The following is a 17,832-nucleotide window of genomic DNA, read 5'->3' as shown; positions in this document are numbered from 1 at the left end:
GGAAGTGGTCGGTGGACCGCAGCGGCCGGGCGGTGCCCACCTGGGCGGTGCCCGCGCTCAGCTCCCAGCTCCCGGCCGGGTCCCCGCCGTGCACGCCGGCGCCCGGGCCGGTCTGCGCCTGGTAGGCGTTGAGCACGTCCTGGACGTCCGGTGGCGCGGCTTGCGCGGCGGTGCCCACCAGGGCGGTGACGACCACGGCGGTGAGCGCCGCTCGGCGGGCGGTGCGAATGCTGCTCATTCCGGTTCCCCTCAGCGGATGGTGCCGTCCCCAGCAGGGGCCGCGCCCGTCCGGTGCGTCCCCTCCGACAGCAGAGCTGGAGCCTAGGGACGGCGCGGTGCGCCTCCGGCCCGTTCGGCCGGAACCGGCCGGGGTTTCGCCCGGTCGGCCCAGCGGTGCGGGCTCGGGAAGAGCTCCGGGCGAGTCCTAAGCTGGCCGCATGCCTCCACGTCGGCGGGTCGACCCGCACGAACTGCGCGCGGCGATCGACGCGGTCGCCCCGTGGCTGGCCGACGAGGCGCGGCGCCCGGCGCGCGCGGAGACCGCGGCCGCGGTCCGGTCGAGCCTGCGCACCTTGGAGGAGATCGCGCCCGGCCGCACCGTCGAGGTGCGGGTGCCGCCGTACGCCGCCGTGCAGTGCGTCGCAGGCCCCGAGCACACCCGCGGCACCCCGCCGAACGTGATCGAGACCGATCCGCGCACCTGGCTGCTGCTGGCCACCGGTGAGCTGGACTTCGCCACCGCGGTCGAGGACGGCCGGGTCAGCGCCTCCGGGTCCCGGGCCGACCTGACCGCGTGGCTCCCGCTGGTGCGCGCGTCCTGACCGAATTCTTTCCGGCTCTTGTTGTGCAGCACCAGTGAGTCCTCGGTCAGTGCGCCGACTTCAGCAGCACGACCAGCAGGCCCAGCCCGATGAGCACCAGCACCAGCACCGCGCGCTTCCACCACGGCAGCCGCGTGCGCCGCACCGCGAGCACCGCGAACACGCCCATCGTGGCGACCAGGAACCAGATGCTCGTCCACGTCGCCACCGCGAACGGCACCCGGCCCAGCGCCGAGCCGGCCAGCAGCAGCACCGGCAGCACCGCGGCCTGCAGGATCTGCCCGGAGGCGCGCAGCATCCGCGCCGGGTGCAGCGGTTCCGCCACCACTTCCCGCACGGCGAGGTGCGCGACGTACTCGGAGAGCAGGCTCGCCGCCCACAGCCCGCCCGTGGCCACCACCACGTCCAGCACCGCCGTCCACGGCTCCACGTGCTCGCCGGGATGCCGCACGAGCACCAGCAGCGTGCTCAGGCAGGCGATGGAGCCGTAGATCCGTTCGCGCAGCACCGAGGCGATGTGCTCGGCCCGGGCGCTGTCGGCGCGTGAGGTCATGGCGACGTTTCTAGCCGCAGTCCCGGGGAGCTCGGCCCGCGGGTCGAACGGCCGGGGGCGCTGCTCCGATCGGCTGCCGCCCGAGGGCCGGTCGGCGCAACGCCCGCTGCGCGGGCTGCCCGCGCGGCCACCTCGGGTGAGCGGGCGGGTGCGGACGGGGATGGCCACCGCGATGACCGGGTTCACACCGGTGGCACGCCCTCGTCGAAAGTCCTGCTCAACGGGGGTGCTCGTCGTGGTTCGCGGAGGCGGCCGGTCATCCGGCCTTCGACGCCCGTTTACACTGAGGCGTAACTCCGACTCCGTCCTCCAGGGAGTTCTCGGTGGTCTTCGACCGGCCAGACGGCAGTGTTCCCGCTACCTCCAGCGCTCCCGGTTCGGGCGGCGCCCCCGAACCGCCCGCCGATCCGTTCGAACAGGACGTGCCGCACGAGGAGTGCGGGGTCTTCGGCGTGTGGGCTCCCGGCGAGGAGGTCGCGAAGCTGACCTTCTACGGGCTGTTCGCCCTCCAGCACCGCGGCCAGGAAGCCGCGGGCATCGCCGTCGGCGACGGCTCGCAGGTGCTGGTCTACAAGGACTTGGGCCTGGTCAGCCAGGTGTTCGACGAGCAGGTGCTCGCCTCGCTGCGCGGCCACGTCGCCGTAGGGCACAACCGCTACTCCACGACGGGCGGCGCGAGCTGGGAGAACGCCCAGCCGACCTTCCGCACCACCGCCTCCGGCAGCGGTCTCGCGCTGGGCCACAACGGCAACCTGGTGAACACCGCGGAGCTGCGCGAGCGGGTCGTCGCCGAGGGCGTCGACACCGTGGCCGCGAACAGCTCCTCCCCGGCCTCCGCGTGCGACCGCGCCACCACCGACTCCGACCTGGTGTGCGGGCTGCTCGCCGCGCACGCCGCGGACAAGGGCATCGAGCAGGCCGCGATGGACCTGTTCCCCACCGTGTCCGGCGCGTTCTCCATGGTCTTCTCCGACGAGTCGACGCTGTACGCCGCCCGCGACCCGCAGGGCGTGCGCCCGCTGGTGCTGGGCAGGCTGGAGCGCGGCTGGGTCGTGGCCAGCGAGACCGCGGCGCTGGACATCGTCGGCGCGTCCTTCGTCCGCGAGGTCGAGCCGGGCGAGCTGCTCGCCATCGACGCCGACGGCCTCCGCTCGCAGCACTTCGCGCACCCCAAGCCGAAGGGCTGCATCTTCGAGTACGTCTACCTCGCTCGTCCGGACACCACGATCTCCGGCCGCTCGGTGAACAGCACCCGGGTGGAGATCGGCCGCAAGCTGGCCCGCGAGCACCCGGTCGAGGCCGACCTGGTCATCCCGGTGCCGGAGTCCGGCACGCCCGCGGCGATCGGCTACGCGCAGGCCTCGGGCATCGACTACGGCAACGGGCTGGTGAAGAACTCCTACGTGGGGCGCACCTTCATCCAGCCGTCGCAGACCATCCGGCAGCTCGGGATCCGGTTGAAGCTGAACCCGCTGCGCGAGGTCATCCGCGGCAAGCGCCTGGTGGTCGTGGACGACTCGATCGTGCGCGGCAACACCCAGCGCGCCCTGGTGCGGATGCTGCGCGAGGCCGGGGCGATCGAGGTGCACGTCCGGATCGCCTCGCCGCCGGTGAAGTGGCCGTGCTTCTACGGCATCGACTTCGCCTCCCGTGCGGAGCTCATCGCCAGCGGCACCGACGCCGACGGCATCCGCCGCTCCATCGGTGCCGACTCGCTCGGCTACGTGTCGCTGGACGGGCTGGTCACCGCCACGGAGCAGCCGCGCACCCGGTTGTGCGCGGCCTGCTTCGACGGGGACTACCCGATCCCGCTGCCGGAAGAGGCGCAGCTCGGCAAGTACCTGCTGGAAGGCGTGGCGGGCAGTTCCGAGAAGGGCGTCGCCGGACCGGCCGAACCGGTCCTGTCCAGCGGTTACGGCGGAGCCGACGCGCTGCGCAGGCCCTGACCGGCCGCGGCGGCACCGGGCGCGCCGCGTAGCGTGGTGCCGCCCTCCGGCCGGGCTGGTCCGTCCGTGGCCCGCAGCCGGGTGGAAGCGGAAATCCGCGCGACGGAACGGGTACCGGCGGGTACGCCTGTGGTAGGCAAGGGGCAGGGCCGTTGTGGGATGGCCCACAGCGCTCGCGCCGCCGACCGCGAGCCCACCAACGTTGAACGCACACCAGATGTGGAGTCAGTCGTGTCCGAAGACCTGCTCGCAGGCTCATCCGCCGAAGCCGAGAAGGCCACCTACGCGAACGCGGGGGTGAGCATCGAGGCAGGCGACGAAGCCGTGCAGCAGATGCTGCCCTGGGCGAAGCGGGCGAGCAGGCCGGAAGTGCTGGGCTCGCTCGGGGGCTTCGCCGGCCTCTTCCAGCTGAAGCTGGACCGGTGGACCGAACCGGTGCTGGCCTCCTCCACCGACGGCGTCGGCACCAAGCTCGCCGTGGCGCAGGCGATGGACAAGCACGACACGGTCGGCCTCGACCTGGTCGCGATGGTCGTCGACGACCTCGTGGTGTGCGGCGCGGAACCGCTGTTCCTGCAGGACTACATCGCCGTCGGCAAGGTCGTGCCGGAGCGGATCGCCGACCTGGTGAAGGGCGTCTCCGAAGGCTGCCTGCAGGCCGGTTGCGCCCTGCTCGGCGGGGAGACCGCGGAGCACCCGGGCATGATGGCGCCCGGCGAGTACGACATCTCCGCCACCGGCGTCGGCGTCGTCGAGGCGAGCGGGATGCTCGGCCCGGACAAGGTCCGGCCCGGTGACGTGGTGATCGGCATGGGCTCGTCCGGGCTGCACTCGAACGGCTACTCGCTGGCCCGCCACGTGCTGCTGGAGCTGGCCCGGATGCCGCTGACCGGCCACGTGGAGGAGTTCGGCCGCACCCTCGGCGAGGAGCTGCTGGAGCCGACCCGCATCTACGCGAAGGACTGCCTGGCGCTGGCCGCCGAGACCGAGGTGCGCACCTTCGCGCACGTCACCGGTGGTGGCCTGGCCGCGAACCTGGCGCGGGTGGTGCCCGCGGGCCTCACCGCGGTGCTGGACCGCGGCAGCTGGACCCCGGACCCGGTGTTCGGCCTCATCGCGCAGCGCGGCCGGGTCGAGACCGAGGAGATGGAGCGGACCTTCAACATGGGCGTCGGCATGGTCGCCGTCGTCACCGCCGAGGACGTGGACCGGGCGCTGGCGGTGCTGACCGCGCGCCACGTGCCCGCCTGGGTGCTCGGCGAGGTCGCCAAGCAGCCCGCGGTGGAGGACGCCGCCGAGGACCAGCGCGTCGTCGTCCGGGGCAACCACCCCCGCTTCTGAGGACCTGACCCGCGGGCCGCGACCGAGCACCACGGTCGCGGCCCGCGGTGCGTCCGGGGCCCGCTCCGGCCCGGCCCGGCATCGCCCGGAAAAGTCCGCGGAGCCGGGAATTCCGCAGTGGGCCCGCCCGTTGTACGGGGTGGCCGGTGTGCGCGTGCCCCCGGGCTCCATCACGAGCCTGCAGGGAATACCGTTCGGCTGGAGCCTTGCAGCGCCATCCGCCGAGAGGCGGCCCGCACACCGGCCCCTACACGTCCGGCCCTTGGTCCCGGCCGCCGGAGTCCGATCGGGAACGAAAAAAGTGCGCCGGCGGACCGGCGCACTCATCTCGTGTTCTCGTGGCGTGTTCGGCGATCACGCGCTCACCAGGCCGTCGGCACCGCTCGCCGACATCCGCACGGCCTGTTCCGCCCGGACGGAGCGCATCCAGCGGATGCGCGCCGACCGGGCGATCTCGACAGGACCACACAGCTGGTGCCTCTCGCCCACGGAACGACTGCGGGAACGCAACGACGCTACCTGCGACACAGAACACCGAGTGGACGAAGCTGAAGCCGTCCACCCGGTGTGCACGTGCCGTCAACGCCGGTAGTCGTCGTACCCGTCGTCGTATGTGTCGTCGCGGTCCTCCTCGGACCATTCGCCAGGCGGTTCCGTGGACAGCTCCCGCTGCAATGCCTCGACGTCCATGGTGGGGGAGCTGTACTTCAGCTCGCGGGCCACCTTCGTCTGCTTGGCCTTAGCCCGGCCGCGCCCCATGGCTCGACCCCCTCGCGCAGGGTGTGCGGGGTGGCCAGGGGAACGGCGACCCCGCATGATCTCGACAACTTTTCCTGTAACTACCGTACCGTGCCGATGCGGTTCTACGCGACGTGGTGCCCTGGAGAGTCTCCGTGTCGCGCGTGACCTTCCCCCCAGATCGCGGATCGGCGGTCCGCGATCGTCGAGGCCCCCGGCTCGCCGTCCAACGCGGGCAGCCGAAGGCACCATCGGGGCGCATGGCACGATACTCGCGTGCCTGAACCGTTCGTCGCCTACCTGAGGGTGTACGAACCCTTGTCGTCGATCGATTCCCCGTTGCGCGAGCAGCTGGCCGCGACCCTGGAGCGGGGAGCGCTGGAACCGACCGTCGCGGCGACCAGGGAACAGGACCAGTGGCTGCGCACCCAGGTGTCGGCTCCGCCGAAGCTGCTGCCCGACGAGGGCACCGGCGCGCATTCCGGTGATGTCCTCACCCTCGACCCCGAGTCCGTGCCCAGCGGTCCTGCCGCGACCGTCGGCCCCGGTCCGCTGGTGTGCCCGCTGGACCTGCGCGGCAGGTCCGCGGCGGCGCTGGTCGGCTTCCTCGGCGCGGCCGAGCTGCCGCTGCGCTCCGCGGTGCTGTCCCTGCCGGTGGAGAAGGCGAAGAGCCAGGCCAGCGCGGTGGTCAGCGAGCTCGCCGAGAACGCGGTGCACGTGCTCTCGTCCACCTGGACCGTCCCGCTGCCGTGGTTCGTGCTGGTGGACCCGGTGGAGCGGGAGGCCGGGAACTCGGACGGCACCCGCCGGGTGTGCTGGCGGGTCGCGATGGCCGACGCGCGGCGCCGGGTGGCGCGGGCGCACTCCGTCGCGCGGGACTCCATCGGCGACGGCGGGCCCACCAAGATCCTGCGCGAGACCGGTCGCTGGCTGGAGCGGTTCCACCCGCACTCCGCGGTGGAGCTGGACTACGGCGGCCTGGTGCAGATGATGAGCGACAGCGACCTGGACGCCGACACCTCGGCGGAGGACGTGCACGCGATCATCGACGCGATGGAGTCCGGCGACACGGTGGAGGTCGGCGAGCGCTACGAGGCGCTGCGCGACTTCTGGTCCGAGTTCGCCGCCCGCGAGCGCTACAACTGACCGCTGCCGCCCTCCCGCCGCGCGGGATCCTCAGCGGTGGCAGCGGATCTCGCCGTTGAGGACGGCGAACCAGGCCGCGTCGGCGTCGATCCACTCGCGCCAGCCCGCGCTCAGCCGCTCCAGTTCGGCGCCGGTGGCCAGCCCGCGCTCGACGGCCTGGGTGGCGAAGGCCGAGTTCCGCACCCGGTCCGCCCACAGGCCGCCCCACCAGGTGCGTTCCTCGGCGGTGGCGAAGCACCAGGCGGAGGCGGTGGCGTCTACCTCGCCGAACCCGGCTTCCCGCGCCCACCCGAGCAGCCGCCGCCCGGCGTCCGGTTCGGCGTCGTTGCCGCGCGCCACGCGGTGGTACAGGTCGAGCCAGCCGGTGAGCGCGGGCAGCTGCGGATACCAGGTCATCGCCGCGTAGTCGGCGTCCCTGGCGGCGACGATCCCGCCGGGCCGGCAGACCCGCCGCATCTCGCGCAGCGCCGCGACCGGGTCGGTGAGGTGCTGCAGCACCTGGTGCGCGTGCACCACGTCGAAGGAGCCGTCGGCGAACGGCAGCGCGTACACGTCGGCCACCTGGAACGCGGTGTTGGCGGGCGCGCCCGCGCTCGCCTGCTCGACGATCTCGGCGGCGTTGTCCACGCCGGTGACGTGGCCGGGGGCGACGCGCTCGGCGAAGTCGTGGGTGATCGTGCCTGGTCCGCAGCCGACGTCGAGCACCGCGGCGCCGGGGGTCAGGTCGGCGAGCAGGTAGGCGGCGGAGTTCTCCGCGGTCCGCCAGCGGTGCGAGCGCAGCACGCTCTCGTGGTGCCCGTGCGTGTAGACGTCCTGAGCCATCGCAACTCCCATATTTTGGGAACAAAGTTCCAGAATATGAGCCTACGTCCGCGGCTGCGCGCACGACAAGTCCGCCCGGCACCTCCGCGGAGGAGGCACCGGGCGGACGGGAGGTTCCTGCTCAGCCCACGGCGCCCGCGATGGCCCGCAGCACGCCGACCTGCTCGCCGCCGCCCAGCACCGGCTGCTCGGCGATGCGGTCCAGCTCGTCCCCGGCCACCCGCACGCCGAAGGCGCGCAGCACCGCCACCGCCACCGGGCCGCGGGCCCGCGAGGCGCCATCGCTGATCTTCACCGCGGCCGCGCGGCCGTCCGGCAGCGCCAACGCGAGCACGCCTTCCGCGCCGATCTTCGACAGCAGCCCCGGCACCGCGGTCATCAGCGCCGTGTCGTCCCGGTCCGTGCCCGCCACCAGCCACGGGTGCGCGCGCATCGCGTCCGCCACCCGGCCGGCGTCACCACCCGCGGTCACCACGCCGCGGAACACCCTGGCCAGCCCGAGCAACGAGATCGCGAACAGCGGCGCTCCGCAACCGTCCACGGTGGTCAGGTCGATCGGATCGCCGGACAGCTCGGAGATCACCTCCCGCACGCCCCGCTGCAGCGGATGCGCCGGATCCAGGTAGCTCTCCACCGGCCAGCCCCGCTGCACGCAGGTCGCCAGCATCGCCGCGTGCTTGCCGGAGCAGTTCATCGCGAGCCTGCTCGGGCCGATGCCGTCGGCCAGCCGGTGCTCGCGGGTCGGTCCGTGGCCCGGCAGGTCCGGCGGGCAGCGCAGCGCGTCCTCGTCCAGGCCGTGCCGGCGCAGCAGCGCCAGCGCCCGCTCCACGTGCCCGGGCTCCCCGTCGTGCGAGGAGGCGCCCAGCGCCAGGTCCGCGTCGTCCGGCAGGTCCAGCCCGGCGCGCAGCATCGCCAGCGCCTGCGCGGGCTTCACCGTGGAGCGCGGGAACATCGGTGACCGCACGTCCCCGGCGGAGCGCAGCACCGTGCCGTCGGCGTCCAGCAGGACCACCGATCCGAAGTGGACCCCCTCGCGCAGCCCGCCGCGCACCAGCTCGACGAGCGGGGCGGGAGCGGTCACGGGCGGTCCCGCTCCGCGGCCAGCAGATCGTCCACCGAGGCAGCGCCCTCGCGGTAGCGGCGGGCGATCTCGCCGTTGAACCGGTCCACCACGGCCTGCACCTCGCGGCGCCGCTGCGAGACCGAGTCCTCCTCGCCGGTGTAGGCCGCCAGCGCGGTGTCCAGCTTGGCGTCGGTCAACGAGGTCACGTTCGACAGGTCCACGTCCGACACCAGCGCTTCCACGTGCCTGCGGTGCGCTTCGGCCCGCGACGGCTCGGTGGTCTGGTAGCGGCCGGAACCGGTGGCCGGGCCGACCGCGTTATCGGAGAGGATGTTCACCAGCTGCTCCACGACCGAAGCGGAGCCGTCCTCGGTGCGCCTGCGCTGCTCGGCCCGCACGATGTCGATCCGCGCGTGCAGCATCCGCCGCAGGTACGACAGATCGGTCTCCTCCTGGGCGGCCTCGTCGCGCAGTTCGCGGACCTCGCCCAGTTCGCGCTGTTCGATCCCGTCGGCGTAGGCCGGGTCCAGGACCCGGTCGATCCGGCGGCGCCCACCGGGGCGGACTTCGATCACGTGCCCATCCTCCGTCGATCGTGCCCACCGGCACCCGATGCCCTGGCGGCATCGCGACGGCCGGTGCGGCTGGTGCGTCCAGTGTGCATGTCCTGCGAGTACTCCCGCATCACGTCTTGATCCCGAGCAGTTCGGCGGCGCGCTCCGGCGCCAGCGGCGGCCGCTGCGCGATCTTCGCGACGCCCGCGGCCCTGGCGACCAGTTGCGCGTCGTCCCGGGCCGGCGTCCCCGGCGCGTAGTCCGGGGTGTCGCCGCGTCCGATGCGGACGTGCGCACCACCGGCCAGCGCGGTCAGCAGCACGGGCAACCCGGCGGGTCCGACGCCCGCGGCGGTGCGGCCGGTTCCCGCGGGGAGTTGATCCATTGCGGATGCGAACGCGGCGACCGCACCGGGCCCGTCACCAGTGAAGACCACCACGACGTGCGCGGGCTCCGGGACGTCCCGCAGCAGCGCCAGCTCCGCCGCGCCGCGGGCCAGGAGGTGCAGCGCCGCACCGCGCTCCGCCACGCCGACCCGCAGCTCGCGGAGGAACTCGGCCGGCGCGTCCAGCGGCGCGCACAGCGCGTCCGCACCGCACGACAGCAGTTCGGCCGGCGTGGCATCGGGAGTCGCGGCGACGCGGGCCAGCAACCCGGCCCGGCGCACGGCCCGGACCGGCTCGGCCAGCGGAACTCCCGGCACCGGCGCCAGGTCCAGCACGGCGGCGCCGACGCGGGCGCAGTCCGCCGCGGTGCGCGCGAACCGGGCGACGACGTCGGAACCGGACTCGTCGCGGCCCGGCCGCGCCGGGGCGACGGCGAGGACCGCGCCCGTCGGATCCGGCGACCGTGTCATGGGGTGATCTTGGCACACCGGCGGCGCCGCGCAGTTGTTCCGATCCGTCAAATATCCCCTGTCAGGGTGCCCGAATCCATCAGCATCACCCGGTGTGGTCGCCGGTCGGGGGCATCGGGTCAGCGGCCGCGAAGACCCTGCGCCGCGATCCGCCCCGGCGGCTCACCGGTGTCCGGCGGCACCGAGTCCGGATCGACCGCGGCGGCCACCGCCCGGCCCTCCGCGGCATCGCCCGCCACCAGCTCCACGTCCACCGGAGCGGTCCGCTTCAGCATCGCCAGCGCCACCGGGCCCAGCTCGTGGTGCAGCACCACCGAACCGACCCGGCCCACCTTGCGCTCGCCGTGCCACACCGGATCACCGGTCTCCGGGCGGATCTCCACCGAGCCGTCCAGGTGCAGCAGCACCATCCGCCGCGGCGGCTTGCCCACGTTGTGCACCTTCGCCACCGTCTCCTGGCCCCGGTAGCAGCCCTTCGCGACGTGCGCGGCCGTGTGGATCCAGCCCAGCTCGTGCGGGATCGCCCGCTCGTCGGTGTCCACGCCGACCCGCGGCCGCAGCGCCTCCACGCGCAGCGACTCGTAGGCCATCGTGCCCGCCGGGCGCACCCCCGCATCGGTCAACCGGGTCCACCAGTCCACCAGCGACTCGCGCGGCACCACCAGGTCCACCGTGTACAGCCCGCGGAACGGCACCGCCCGCGCGAACCCGCCACCGGGGAGCCCGGCCACCTCGTACGGCTTCGTCGGCACGTCGGTGACGCCCGCCTTGCCGAGCAGGTCCACCGCGTCCGGCCCCAGCACGCTCAGCAGCGCGAACTCGTCGGAGGCGTCGCGCGGTTCGACCTTCGACCAGAACCGCATGGCCTCCAGGTACTCCAGCAGCGGCTGCCTGCCGTCCACGCCCATCGACGGCAGCGCGCTGGACGCCTGCGCGTCCGCCTCGGTGTCCAGGTAGACGACGCCGTCGTGGTGCGCGAGCAGCAGGTGGCAGTCGACGCGCCCCTGGCTGTCCAGCACCAGCGCCTCGGTGCCCCGGCCCTCCGGCAGCTCGGTGAGGTGCTGCGAGAGCACCAGGTGCAGCCAGCTCAACCGCTCCTCGCCGGGCACCGCGATGATCCGGCGGTGCGAGCGGTCCACCACCACCGCCGAACGCGTCGCCGACCGCTGCTCGGCGAACGGGTCGCCGAAGTGCCACGCGACCCCCACGTCGAGCGAGGTGTCCAGCGAGGCCTCCTCGGGAGCCGCCACGGCTCCGGGCAGCTCCAGCAGGGGTGAGTTCATCGTGTCTCCTCGACCGCGCGCTCCGGATGGTCGGCGCCCTCGGGGCCGCGGCACGCGCGGCACGTCCCCGACAGCGCCAGGTGCGTGGCGTCCAGCTCGAACCCGCGCCGCCGCCGCAGCAGCTCCGCGAGGTCGTCGAGCAGGTCGCACGGCACCTCGTCGATCTCCCCGCACCGGTGGCACACCAGGTGCACGTGCTCGTGCTCGTCCGCCGAGTACGTGGGAGCGCCGTGCCCGAGGTGGGTGTGGCGCACCAACCCGATCTCCTCCAGCACGTCCAGGGCACGGTAGATCGTCGTGATGTTCACCGCGTGCGCGGTGTCCCGCACCTGGCGGCACACCTGCTCGGGGGTCGCGTGCCCCAGTTCGCGCACGGCGTCGAGCACCAGCTGGCGCTGCGGGGTGACCCGCAGGCCGTGCCGGTGCAGTGTGGTGCGCAGCGATCCCTTCTCACCCACTGCTGGCTCCTGTGCTCGAAGGCGGCGGCTCGCCTCCGATCGTATGCCCCGCACCCCCGGCGCCCGTCCGCGAACTCCCCTCGCGCGGACGGCGGGTGCCGCCGCTGATCGCGGGACCGGGCCCGCCCGCCGGGGCCCACCCCTGCGCGGCACCGGCCCGCGGCAGGGCGCCTAGGCTGCGGGTATGCGTGTACTGGCACTGCTGGACGGGACCTTGGCCGATCCGGAGGCGCCGCTGATGCGCGCCGACGACCTGTCGGTCACCCGCGGCGACGGAATCTTCGAAACGATCTTGGTGGTGGCGCGGGAACCGCGGGAGCTGGGCCCGCACCTGGACCGCCTGGAGCGCTCGGCCGCGCTGCTGGACCTGCCCGCCCCGCCGCGCGAGGTGTGGGAGCGCGCCACCCGAGCGGTGATCGACGCGTGGCCCTGGGACGCCGAGCGCGAGATGGCCCTCAAGCTCGTGTGCAGCCGCGGCGTCGACGGCGGCGACGGCACCCCCACCGGCTTCGCCACCGGGTCCTCGGTCGGCGCCGACACGCTGCGCAAGCGCCAGGACGGCGTCTCGGCGGTCACCCTCGACCGCGGGATCGCGTCCGACCTCAAGGAACGGGCGCCGTGGCTGCTGCTGTCGGCGAAGACGCTGTCGTACGCGACGAACATGGCCGCGCTGCGCGAAGCGGAACGCCGCGGCGCCGACGAGGTCATCTTCACCGCCACCGACGGCTCGGTGCTCGAAGGCCCCACGTCGGCGGTCGTCATCGCCCGCGGCCGGACGCTGCGCACCCCGCCGCCGAGCACCGGGATCCTGCCCGGCACCACGCAGGGCGCGCTGTTCCGCGCCGCCGAGAAGGCCGGTTGGGAGACGCGGGTCGAACCGTTCGACCAGGCGGAGCTGCGCACCGCGGACGGCGTGTGGATGACCTCCAGCGTCCGGCTCATCACCCCGGTGAACGCGCTCGACGGGGTCCCGCTGGCGGTCGATCCGGAGCTGACCCGGGAGCTCACCGGCCGCTACGAATCGCTGTACTGAAACGCGACGTGCCCCGCGGTGCGGCACCGCGGGGCACGTGCGAGATCGAGGGGACGTCAGCCGACGATGCGCTCCAGCTTCGCCGACAGCCGCGGCTGCAGCTCGTGCTCCGAGGTCGCGCGCTCCTCCACGTAGGCCAGCGACCCGTCGACGACGCCGTAGAGCCGGCTCGCCGCCGTCGCGTCCTCGCCGGTGGGGGTGCGGATCACCGCGTCCGTGGACAGCTCCCACGTCGTCTTGCCCCGCGGCTGCCCGAAGAACATCTCCGAGACGCCGGAGCTGTGCACCAGCAGCAGTTCGATCGTGTCGTCCGGCTGCGGCCGCCAGAAGCCGACCTCGCGGAACGCGGGCTCCACCACGGAACCGCCCTCGCCGTCGAGCCGCCACGCCCTGCTCTCGTAGTAGAGGAACGGGCGCCCGTCGTGGGCGAAGGTGACCTGCTGCAGGAACCGGTAGCTCTCGTCCAGCGACGGGTGCGACGCCTCGCCCTCGCCGCGCCACACCCCGACCAGCGGCAGCAGCATCAAGCACGCGCTGTTCAGGTCGGGACCCTCGCGCAGGTTCGCGGTGTCGCCGACGCCGGGCAGGTCGTCGAAGGACGGAACGTTGCGGGACCGGGTCTTCTCGGCGCGCTCCGCGGCGGCCTGCACGGCCGCGTCGCCGCTGCCGGGCTCCGGCTGGTTGGACGTCGTGCTCATCGTTCGGAGATTACCCGCGCCACCGGCGGGCGAACCGCCGCGGGTCAGTCGTTGTACAACCGGTACAGCACGTACCCGGCGAACCACAGGACCATCACCGTGGCGATGCCGAGCAGCGTGACGAGGCCGTAGTGCAGGAAAGGTATGAGTTCCACGCGCAAAGGATAACCACCGCGCGCACCGCGTGGGGTGTGGCGTCGGGCATGATTCGCAGGCAGCAGACCGCCAGAACTGGGGGGAACCGGGCCGACATGACCGATTTCGACACGCTGCGCGAACGCGCGCTGGCCTTCCGCGAGGAGCTGCTCGCGCGCAAGGAGAAGATCGCTCCCGCCGAGTTCGACTGGTACCCGTACGACACGATGGCGAACATCTTCCACTTGGACCGGCTGCTCACCGGCCCGCAGCGGCAGGTGTTCGACCGGATCGCGGGCAGCCGGATCGCCGACATCGGTGCCGCCGACGGCGACTTCGGGTTCTTCCTGGAGCACGAGCTGGGCTGCTCGGTGGACGTGGTGGACAACCCGCCGACGAACTTCAACGGCCTGCGCGGGGCGCGGCGGCTCGTCGAGGAGCTGTCCTCCGCGGTGCGGGTGCACGAGATCGACCTGGACTCGCAGTTCGCGCTGCCCGCGCAGCACTACGGGGCGGTGTTCTTCCTGGGGCTGCTCTACCACCTGAAGAACCCGTTCTACGTGCTGGAGGCGCTGGCCCAGCGGGCCGAGCTGTGCTTCCTGTCCACCCGGGTCGCGCGGCAGGCGCCGGACGGCACGCCGCTGCGGGAGCAGCCGGTGGCGTACCTGCTGGACCCGGCGGAGGCGAACGACGACGCCACCAACTTCTGGATCTTCTCCGAGGCCGGGCTGAAGCGGCTGTTCGCGCGCACCGGCTGGGAGGTCGTCGAGTTCACCACCGTCGGCTGCGCGGACGGTTCCGAACCGGCGCGCGCCGACCGGGACGAGCGCGCCTTCGCGCTGCTGCGCTCCACGAAGGTCTGAACCCCCGCGAACGCCGGAGGGCCGGTACCCGCGCGGGGTACCGGCCCTCCGGGAGCGGTCGGGATCAGGCGACCGCGATGTCCACCGGGTGCACGCCGGGACCGGACGCGGACACGTCCGACTGGCCCTTGCCGTCGCGGTGCAGCGCGCGCACCGTCCACGACCCGGGAGCCGCGTAGAACCGGAAGTCGCCCTCCGCCGAGGACACGACCTCGGCGGTGAACTCCCCGGTCGCGTCCAGCAGTCGCACGAACGCCCCGCCGACCGGAGCCGCGCCGGAGCGCACCTTGCCGGTCACCACGACCTGATCGGTGTCCTCGGCGACGGCCGTCGCCCCCTGCTGCGGCGCACCGCATCCGTCCAGGCTCATGTCACGCCTCCTGTTGGCTCGGGTTCGCGACCGGCACGCCCACCAGCGAGCCGTACTCGGTCCAGGAACCGTCGTAGTTCTTCACGTTCGCGTGCCCCAGCAGCTCGCGGAGCACGAACCAGCTGTGCGAGGAGCGCTCCCCGATGCGGCAGTAGGCGATGGTGTCCTTCGAGTCGTCCAGCCCGGCCTCGGCGTAGATCTTCTTGAGGTCCTCGTCGGACTTGAAGGTGCCGTCCTCGTTGGCGGTCTTGCTCCACGGGACGTTCACCGCCTGCGGGATGTGCCCGGCGCGCTGCGCCGACTCCTGCGGCAGGTGCGCGGGGGCGACCAGCTTGCCCGCGAACTCGTCGGGGGAGCGCACGTCCACCAGGTTCTTGGTGCCGATCGCGTCGACGACCTCGTCGCGGAACGCGCGGATCGAGGTGTCGGGGTCCTGCGCCTGGTAGCTGGTGGCGCCGCGGTTCGGCTCGTCCTTGACCAGCTGGCGGCCGTCGAGCTCCCACTTCTTGCGCCCGCCGTCGAGCAGCTTCACGTCCGAGTGGCCGTAGAGCTTGAAGTACCAGTAGGCGTAGGCGGCGAACCAGTTGTTGTTGCCGCCGTAGAGGATCACGGTGTCGTCGTTCGAGATGCCCTTGGCGGAGAGCAGCTTCTCGAAGCCCTCCCGGCTGACGAAGTCGCGGCGCACGTGATCCTGCAGGTCGTTGCGCCAGTCCAGCTTGATGGCGCCCGGGATGTGGCCGCCGTCGTAGGCGGTCGTGTCCTCGTCCACCTCGGCGAACACGACCTTGTCGGTGTTCAGGTTCTGTTCGGCCCAATCGGTGGAGACCAGGACCTCTGCACGGCTCATCGAGCGACTCCTTCTCGTTCTCGTTCCTTGCACGTGTGTTGCGGGCCCATCAGCGGGCCTCCTGCTTCACCGGCCCGAACCGGCGCAGCACCAGGTACAGCTGGCAGCCCAGGCAGTAGCCGAACGCCGCGTTCAGCAGCGCCGCGACCAAGGCCAGCGCGTTGGCGACCATGCCGAGCGTCGTCCACTCCAAGGCGTATCCGGCGGTGGCGACCACCGCGAACGCGAACCCGACCCCCTGCGAGAAGCGCACCGGCGCCGGCGACTCCCGCTCCGACTCCGGGACGGCGCGCAGTCGCGGCGCCACCGCCGAGCGGTACACCGCGCCCCACGGGTTCAGGCCCATGCCGACGAAGGCGCACAGCGCGAACAGGACCGTCTGCACCGCGAGCACCCGCCAGCTCCCGGTGACCAGGCCGATGGCCAGGATCACGCTGGTGATGGCGGCGGTGAAGCGGATTCCGCGCGGGTCGAGGGTGGCGGGCATGGGCATCCTCCGTTGGCTGGACCGACAGGGTGGACCGGAGCTCGGGAACCGGCTGATCGCCCGGCCCGGCCGGCGGTGCGGGATGCGGGCTGCTGCGCGGGGAAGGTTCCACCGCGAGCGCCGCGCGCATCGTTCACCGCCCGGTCAGCGCTCCGGACACAGGCTGCTGCCCACGCGGCAGAAGTCCACCGCGCGCCGTCGGGTCAGCAGTACGCGCACGGCTCGGAGGCTACCCGTCTCGGCCGATCGGCGGGAAGAACGTTCACTGGGTGAGACGCACCGCTCGGTCCGCCGCATCGACGCGCGGCCGGGAACCCGCAGCTCAACGTCGGTGCGGGGCACGCGTCGGGCGGTGTGGCGGAGATCGCCGGACGCGGCGCCCACCGGGTTTCCCAGCATCCGGGCGATCATGGCAGGTGCGGGCGCAGCGCGGCGGTGAGCTCGTCGCGGCGGGGCACGCCGCCGACCCGGAACAGCTCCCGCCCGGCGGCGTCCAGCGCCAGCGTCGTCGGCGTGCGGTGCACCCGCAGCGGCGTCGACCACTCGGGGTGGTCGGTGAGGTCCACTTCGACGTGCCGCATCCCCTCGGTGCGCTGCGCCAGGTCGGCCAGCAGGATCCGGGTGTGCCTGCACGGCGCGCAGAACGTGGTGGACAGCTGCAGCAGCGTCACCCCGGCTCCGCCGAGGTCGCCGAGCCGGGTGCGCAGGCCTTCGGGCAGGTGGTCGGACACGTCGGGTGCAACGCGCGCGGGCTCGCCGGTCTTCCCGGAGCCGCGATCGTCCTCGGTGGCGGTCGCGCCGCGGTCCGCGCCCGCCGCCCCGAGCCGCCCGCTCGCCGGCCGCACCCGGCCTTCGCGGGAACGCCACCAGGCGCCGAACGCGAGCGTCGCGGCGACCACGACCAGCAGCACGATCCAGCCGGTCATCCCGTGGTCACCCCGCCGGCGCCGATCGTCACGTCCTCCGCGGTGCCCTCCATGACCAGCGCGCCGCGCTCCACCCGCACCGCGGTGGGCCGCACCTCGAACGGCAGCACGCCCGGGTCGATGGTGGTGGTGAACTGCTGCAGGATCGACTTCTCGAAGACGTCGCCGAGCGGGATGTCCGACAGCGCCTGGTCGGCGATGTCCAGCTTCTTCGGTTCGATGGTGAGCTGGCCGTTGAGCAGCGACAGCACCGCGATCACCTTCACCCGCACGTCGTTGCCCGCGATGTCCAGCGACCCGTCCAGCGCCACCTTCGCGCGGCTCCGATCGCTCGTCCCCGTCCCGGCGGTGCCGCTGGAACCCTCGTTGGCGTCGTCCGCCGGTTCGTCGAGGGCGTCCTTCGGCGCCGGGTTGATCGTCAGGTCGGTGATGCCGATGAAGCGCCCCACGTCGGACGCCTTCAGCTTCACCCGGCCGACCAGCTCGTCCACCTGGATCTCGTTCGCGGTGCCCCCGACGACGTCGCTCAGCGGGACGCGCGCGTGGTGCAGGTTCGCCTCGACGCCGAGCTCGCTGAGCTGGCCGACGCGGACGGCCTTCGCCGCGAGCTCCACGTCCCGGTAGTCCCCGGCGACGGCCTGGGTGAGGAACGGGAAGCCGTGCACCCGCACCGACGGGTCCTCGTCGAGCTCCAGCTGCTCGCGGACCTGCTGCGACACCTGGTACTCGGCGACCGACGCCGCGCCGTAGTCGGCGACGACCAGCAGGCCGAGGACGAGGAGCAGCGTGACGACGAGCTTCTTCACCGCGGGCGGTCCGTTTCTCTCGGGAGCGGATGGCGTGGTCGGGGTGATCCGGTGCGGTTCACCTTCGCACCCGAGCACCGGACGCC

20 protein-coding genes are annotated in these 17,832 nt (G+C 73.0%); 6 read left to right on the top strand and 14 right to left on the bottom strand.

What is annotated here, in order from left to right; genetic code table 11:
- Positions 1-437: 437 nt before the first annotated feature.
- The gene (locus tag H1226_RS26995) at positions 438-821 is read left to right on the top strand and encodes a sterol carrier family protein (RefSeq protein WP_224958013.1); all 384 of its coding nucleotides are present in this window, start codon (positions 438-440) and stop codon (positions 819-821) included.
- Between the two features lie 46 nt (positions 822-867).
- On the opposite strand, the gene H1226_RS26990 is transcribed toward H1226_RS26995, so the two are convergent.
- On the bottom strand, positions 868-1,374 hold the full coding sequence (locus H1226_RS26990) for a hypothetical protein (protein ID WP_258344109.1): 507 nt from the start codon (positions 1,372-1,374) through the stop codon (positions 868-870).
- Between the two features lie 422 nt (positions 1,375-1,796).
- Between H1226_RS26990 and purF the strand changes: the two genes are divergently transcribed.
- Both purF and purM read left to right on the top strand, forming a co-directional pair.
- The gene (purF, locus tag H1226_RS26985) at positions 1,797-3,320 is read left to right on the top strand and encodes an amidophosphoribosyltransferase (RefSeq protein ID WP_258349510.1); all 1,524 of its coding nucleotides are present in this window, start codon (positions 1,797-1,799) and stop codon (positions 3,318-3,320) included.
- A gap of 231 nt (positions 3,321-3,551) precedes the next feature.
- Positions 3,552-4,661, top strand: coding sequence for a phosphoribosylformylglycinamidine cyclo-ligase (purM, locus tag H1226_RS26980; protein WP_224958011.1), 1,110 nt, complete (start codon positions 3,552-3,554; stop codon positions 4,659-4,661).
- Between the two features lie 579 nt (positions 4,662-5,240).
- Here purM and H1226_RS26975 read toward each other — a convergent pair.
- A complete protein-coding gene (locus H1226_RS26975) occupies positions 5,241-5,420 on the bottom strand; it encodes a DUF3073 domain-containing protein (RefSeq protein WP_224958010.1) in 180 nt (59 codons plus the stop codon).
- Positions 5,421-5,675: 255 nt separating this feature from the next.
- Here H1226_RS26975 and H1226_RS26970 point away from each other — a divergent pair, with 255 nt between their 5' ends.
- A complete protein-coding gene (locus H1226_RS26970) occupies positions 5,676-6,545 on the top strand; it encodes a hypothetical protein (RefSeq protein ID WP_224958009.1) in 870 nt (289 codons plus the stop codon).
- A gap of 30 nt (positions 6,546-6,575) precedes the next feature.
- Here the strand turns inward: H1226_RS26970 and H1226_RS26965 are convergent, their stop codons facing one another.
- The 6 genes from H1226_RS26965 to H1226_RS26940 form a co-directional block, all read right to left on the bottom strand.
- The gene (locus H1226_RS26965) at positions 6,576-7,367 is read right to left on the bottom strand and encodes a methyltransferase domain-containing protein (protein WP_258344108.1); all 792 of its coding nucleotides are present in this window, start codon (positions 7,365-7,367) and stop codon (positions 6,576-6,578) included.
- A gap of 121 nt (positions 7,368-7,488) precedes the next feature.
- Positions 7,489-8,448 carry an asparaginase gene (locus H1226_RS26960; protein ID WP_258344104.1) on the bottom strand — a complete coding sequence of 320 codons (960 nt, stop codon included), beginning with the start codon at positions 8,446-8,448 and terminating at the stop codon, positions 7,489-7,491.
- Entirely contained in the window at positions 8,445-9,005 is a 561-nt protein-coding gene (locus H1226_RS26955) for an RsiG family protein (RefSeq protein WP_224958004.1), read from the bottom strand. Before H1226_RS26955 ends, H1226_RS26960 begins: the two co-directional genes overlap by 4 nt.
- 109 nt (positions 9,006-9,114) lie before the next feature.
- Positions 9,115-9,840 (bottom strand): 3-keto-5-aminohexanoate cleavage protein, encoded by a 726-nt coding sequence (locus tag H1226_RS26950; RefSeq protein ID WP_258344101.1) that lies wholly within the window; start codon positions 9,838-9,840, stop codon positions 9,115-9,117.
- 119 nt (positions 9,841-9,959) lie between these two features.
- Positions 9,960-11,123: a CAF17-like 4Fe-4S cluster assembly/insertion protein YgfZ gene (gene ygfZ, locus H1226_RS26945; RefSeq protein ID WP_224978143.1), complete on the bottom strand. Its 1,164-nt coding sequence runs from the start codon at positions 11,121-11,123 to the stop codon at positions 9,960-9,962.
- The gene (locus tag H1226_RS26940) at positions 11,120-11,581 is read right to left on the bottom strand and encodes a Fur family transcriptional regulator (RefSeq protein WP_224958001.1); all 462 of its coding nucleotides are present in this window, start codon (positions 11,579-11,581) and stop codon (positions 11,120-11,122) included. Before H1226_RS26940 ends, ygfZ begins: the two co-directional genes overlap by 4 nt.
- A gap of 184 nt (positions 11,582-11,765) precedes the next feature.
- On the opposite strand from H1226_RS26940, the gene H1226_RS26935 reads away from it, so the two are divergent.
- On the top strand, positions 11,766-12,614 hold the full coding sequence (locus H1226_RS26935) for an aminodeoxychorismate lyase (protein ID WP_258344091.1): 849 nt from the start codon (positions 11,766-11,768) through the stop codon (positions 12,612-12,614).
- 56 nt (positions 12,615-12,670) lie between these two features.
- On the opposite strand, the gene H1226_RS26930 is transcribed toward H1226_RS26935, so the two are convergent.
- Entirely contained in the window at positions 12,671-13,312 is a 642-nt protein-coding gene (locus H1226_RS26930) for an FABP family protein (protein WP_258344089.1), read from the bottom strand.
- A 251-nt stretch (positions 13,313-13,563) separates the two neighbouring features.
- Between H1226_RS26930 and H1226_RS26925 the strand changes: the two genes are divergently transcribed.
- A complete protein-coding gene (locus H1226_RS26925) occupies positions 13,564-14,310 on the top strand; it encodes a class I SAM-dependent methyltransferase (RefSeq protein WP_258344087.1) in 747 nt (248 codons plus the stop codon).
- Between the two features lie 64 nt (positions 14,311-14,374).
- Here H1226_RS26925 and H1226_RS26920 read toward each other — a convergent pair whose 3' ends face one another.
- The 5 genes from H1226_RS26920 to H1226_RS26900 form a co-directional block, all read right to left on the bottom strand.
- Positions 14,375-14,680 carry a DUF1416 domain-containing protein gene (locus H1226_RS26920; protein ID WP_224957997.1) on the bottom strand — a complete coding sequence of 102 codons (306 nt, stop codon included), beginning with the start codon at positions 14,678-14,680 and terminating at the stop codon, positions 14,375-14,377.
- 1 nt (position 14,681) lies between these two features.
- The gene (locus tag H1226_RS26915; protein WP_258344076.1) at positions 14,682-15,527 is read right to left on the bottom strand and encodes a sulfurtransferase; all 846 of its coding nucleotides are present in this window, start codon (positions 15,525-15,527) and stop codon (positions 14,682-14,684) included.
- 49 nt (positions 15,528-15,576) lie between these two features.
- A complete protein-coding gene (locus tag H1226_RS26910) occupies positions 15,577-16,020 on the bottom strand; it encodes a DUF4395 domain-containing protein (protein WP_373689994.1) in 444 nt (147 codons plus the stop codon).
- Between the two features lie 401 nt (positions 16,021-16,421).
- Positions 16,422-16,940, bottom strand: a complete 519-nt coding sequence (locus H1226_RS26905) for a TlpA family protein disulfide reductase (RefSeq protein ID WP_258344072.1) — start codon at positions 16,938-16,940, stop codon at positions 16,422-16,424.
- The gene (locus H1226_RS26900) at positions 16,937-17,746 is read right to left on the bottom strand and encodes an LmeA family phospholipid-binding protein (protein ID WP_258344070.1); all 810 of its coding nucleotides are present in this window, start codon (positions 17,744-17,746) and stop codon (positions 16,937-16,939) included. Before H1226_RS26900 ends, H1226_RS26905 begins: the two co-directional genes overlap by 4 nt.
- Positions 17,747-17,832: the final 86 nt, after the last annotated feature.

Source organism: Saccharopolyspora gregorii (genome assembly GCF_024734405.1).
Lineage (GTDB): Bacteria > Actinomycetota > Actinomycetes > Mycobacteriales > Pseudonocardiaceae > Saccharopolyspora_C > Saccharopolyspora_C gregorii.
The sequence above is the reverse complement of the archived record's forward strand: the minus strand, read 5'-3'. Positions and strand labels throughout refer to the sequence as shown.

Coding starts and splice junctions, on each gene's coding strand:
- H1226_RS26995 (WP_224958013.1), top strand. CDS start 438: ATGCCTCCACGTCGGCGGGTCGACCCGCACGAACTGCGCGCGGCGATC.
- H1226_RS26990 (WP_258344109.1), bottom strand. CDS start 1,374: ATGACCTCACGCGCCGACAGCGCCCGGGCCGAGCACATCGCCTCGGTG.
- H1226_RS26975 (WP_224958010.1), bottom strand. CDS start 5,420: ATGGGGCGCGGCCGGGCTAAGGCCAAGCAGACGAAGGTGGCCCGCGAG.
- H1226_RS26965 (WP_258344108.1), bottom strand. CDS start 7,367: ATGGCTCAGGACGTCTACACGCACGGGCACCACGAGAGCGTGCTGCGC.
- H1226_RS26950 (WP_258344101.1), bottom strand. CDS start 9,840: ATGACACGGTCGCCGGATCCGACGGGCGCGGTCCTCGCCGTCGCCCCG.
- ygfZ (WP_224978143.1), bottom strand. CDS start 11,123: ATGAACTCACCCCTGCTGGAGCTGCCCGGAGCCGTGGCGGCTCCCGAG.
- H1226_RS26935 (WP_258344091.1), top strand. CDS start 11,766: ATGCGTGTACTGGCACTGCTGGACGGGACCTTGGCCGATCCGGAGGCG.
- H1226_RS26930 (WP_258344089.1), bottom strand. CDS start 13,312: ATGAGCACGACGTCCAACCAGCCGGAGCCCGGCAGCGGCGACGCGGCC.
- H1226_RS26925 (WP_258344087.1), top strand. CDS start 13,564: ATGACCGATTTCGACACGCTGCGCGAACGCGCGCTGGCCTTCCGCGAG.
- H1226_RS26920 (WP_224957997.1), bottom strand. CDS start 14,680: ATGAGCCTGGACGGATGCGGTGCGCCGCAGCAGGGGGCGACGGCCGTC.
- H1226_RS26915 (WP_258344076.1), bottom strand. CDS start 15,527: ATGAGCCGTGCAGAGGTCCTGGTCTCCACCGATTGGGCCGAACAGAAC.
- H1226_RS26910 (WP_373689994.1), bottom strand. CDS start 16,020: ATGCCCATGCCCGCCACCCTCGACCCGCGCGGAATCCGCTTCACCGCC.
- H1226_RS26905 (WP_258344072.1), bottom strand. CDS start 16,940: ATGACCGGCTGGATCGTGCTGCTGGTCGTGGTCGCCGCGACGCTCGCG.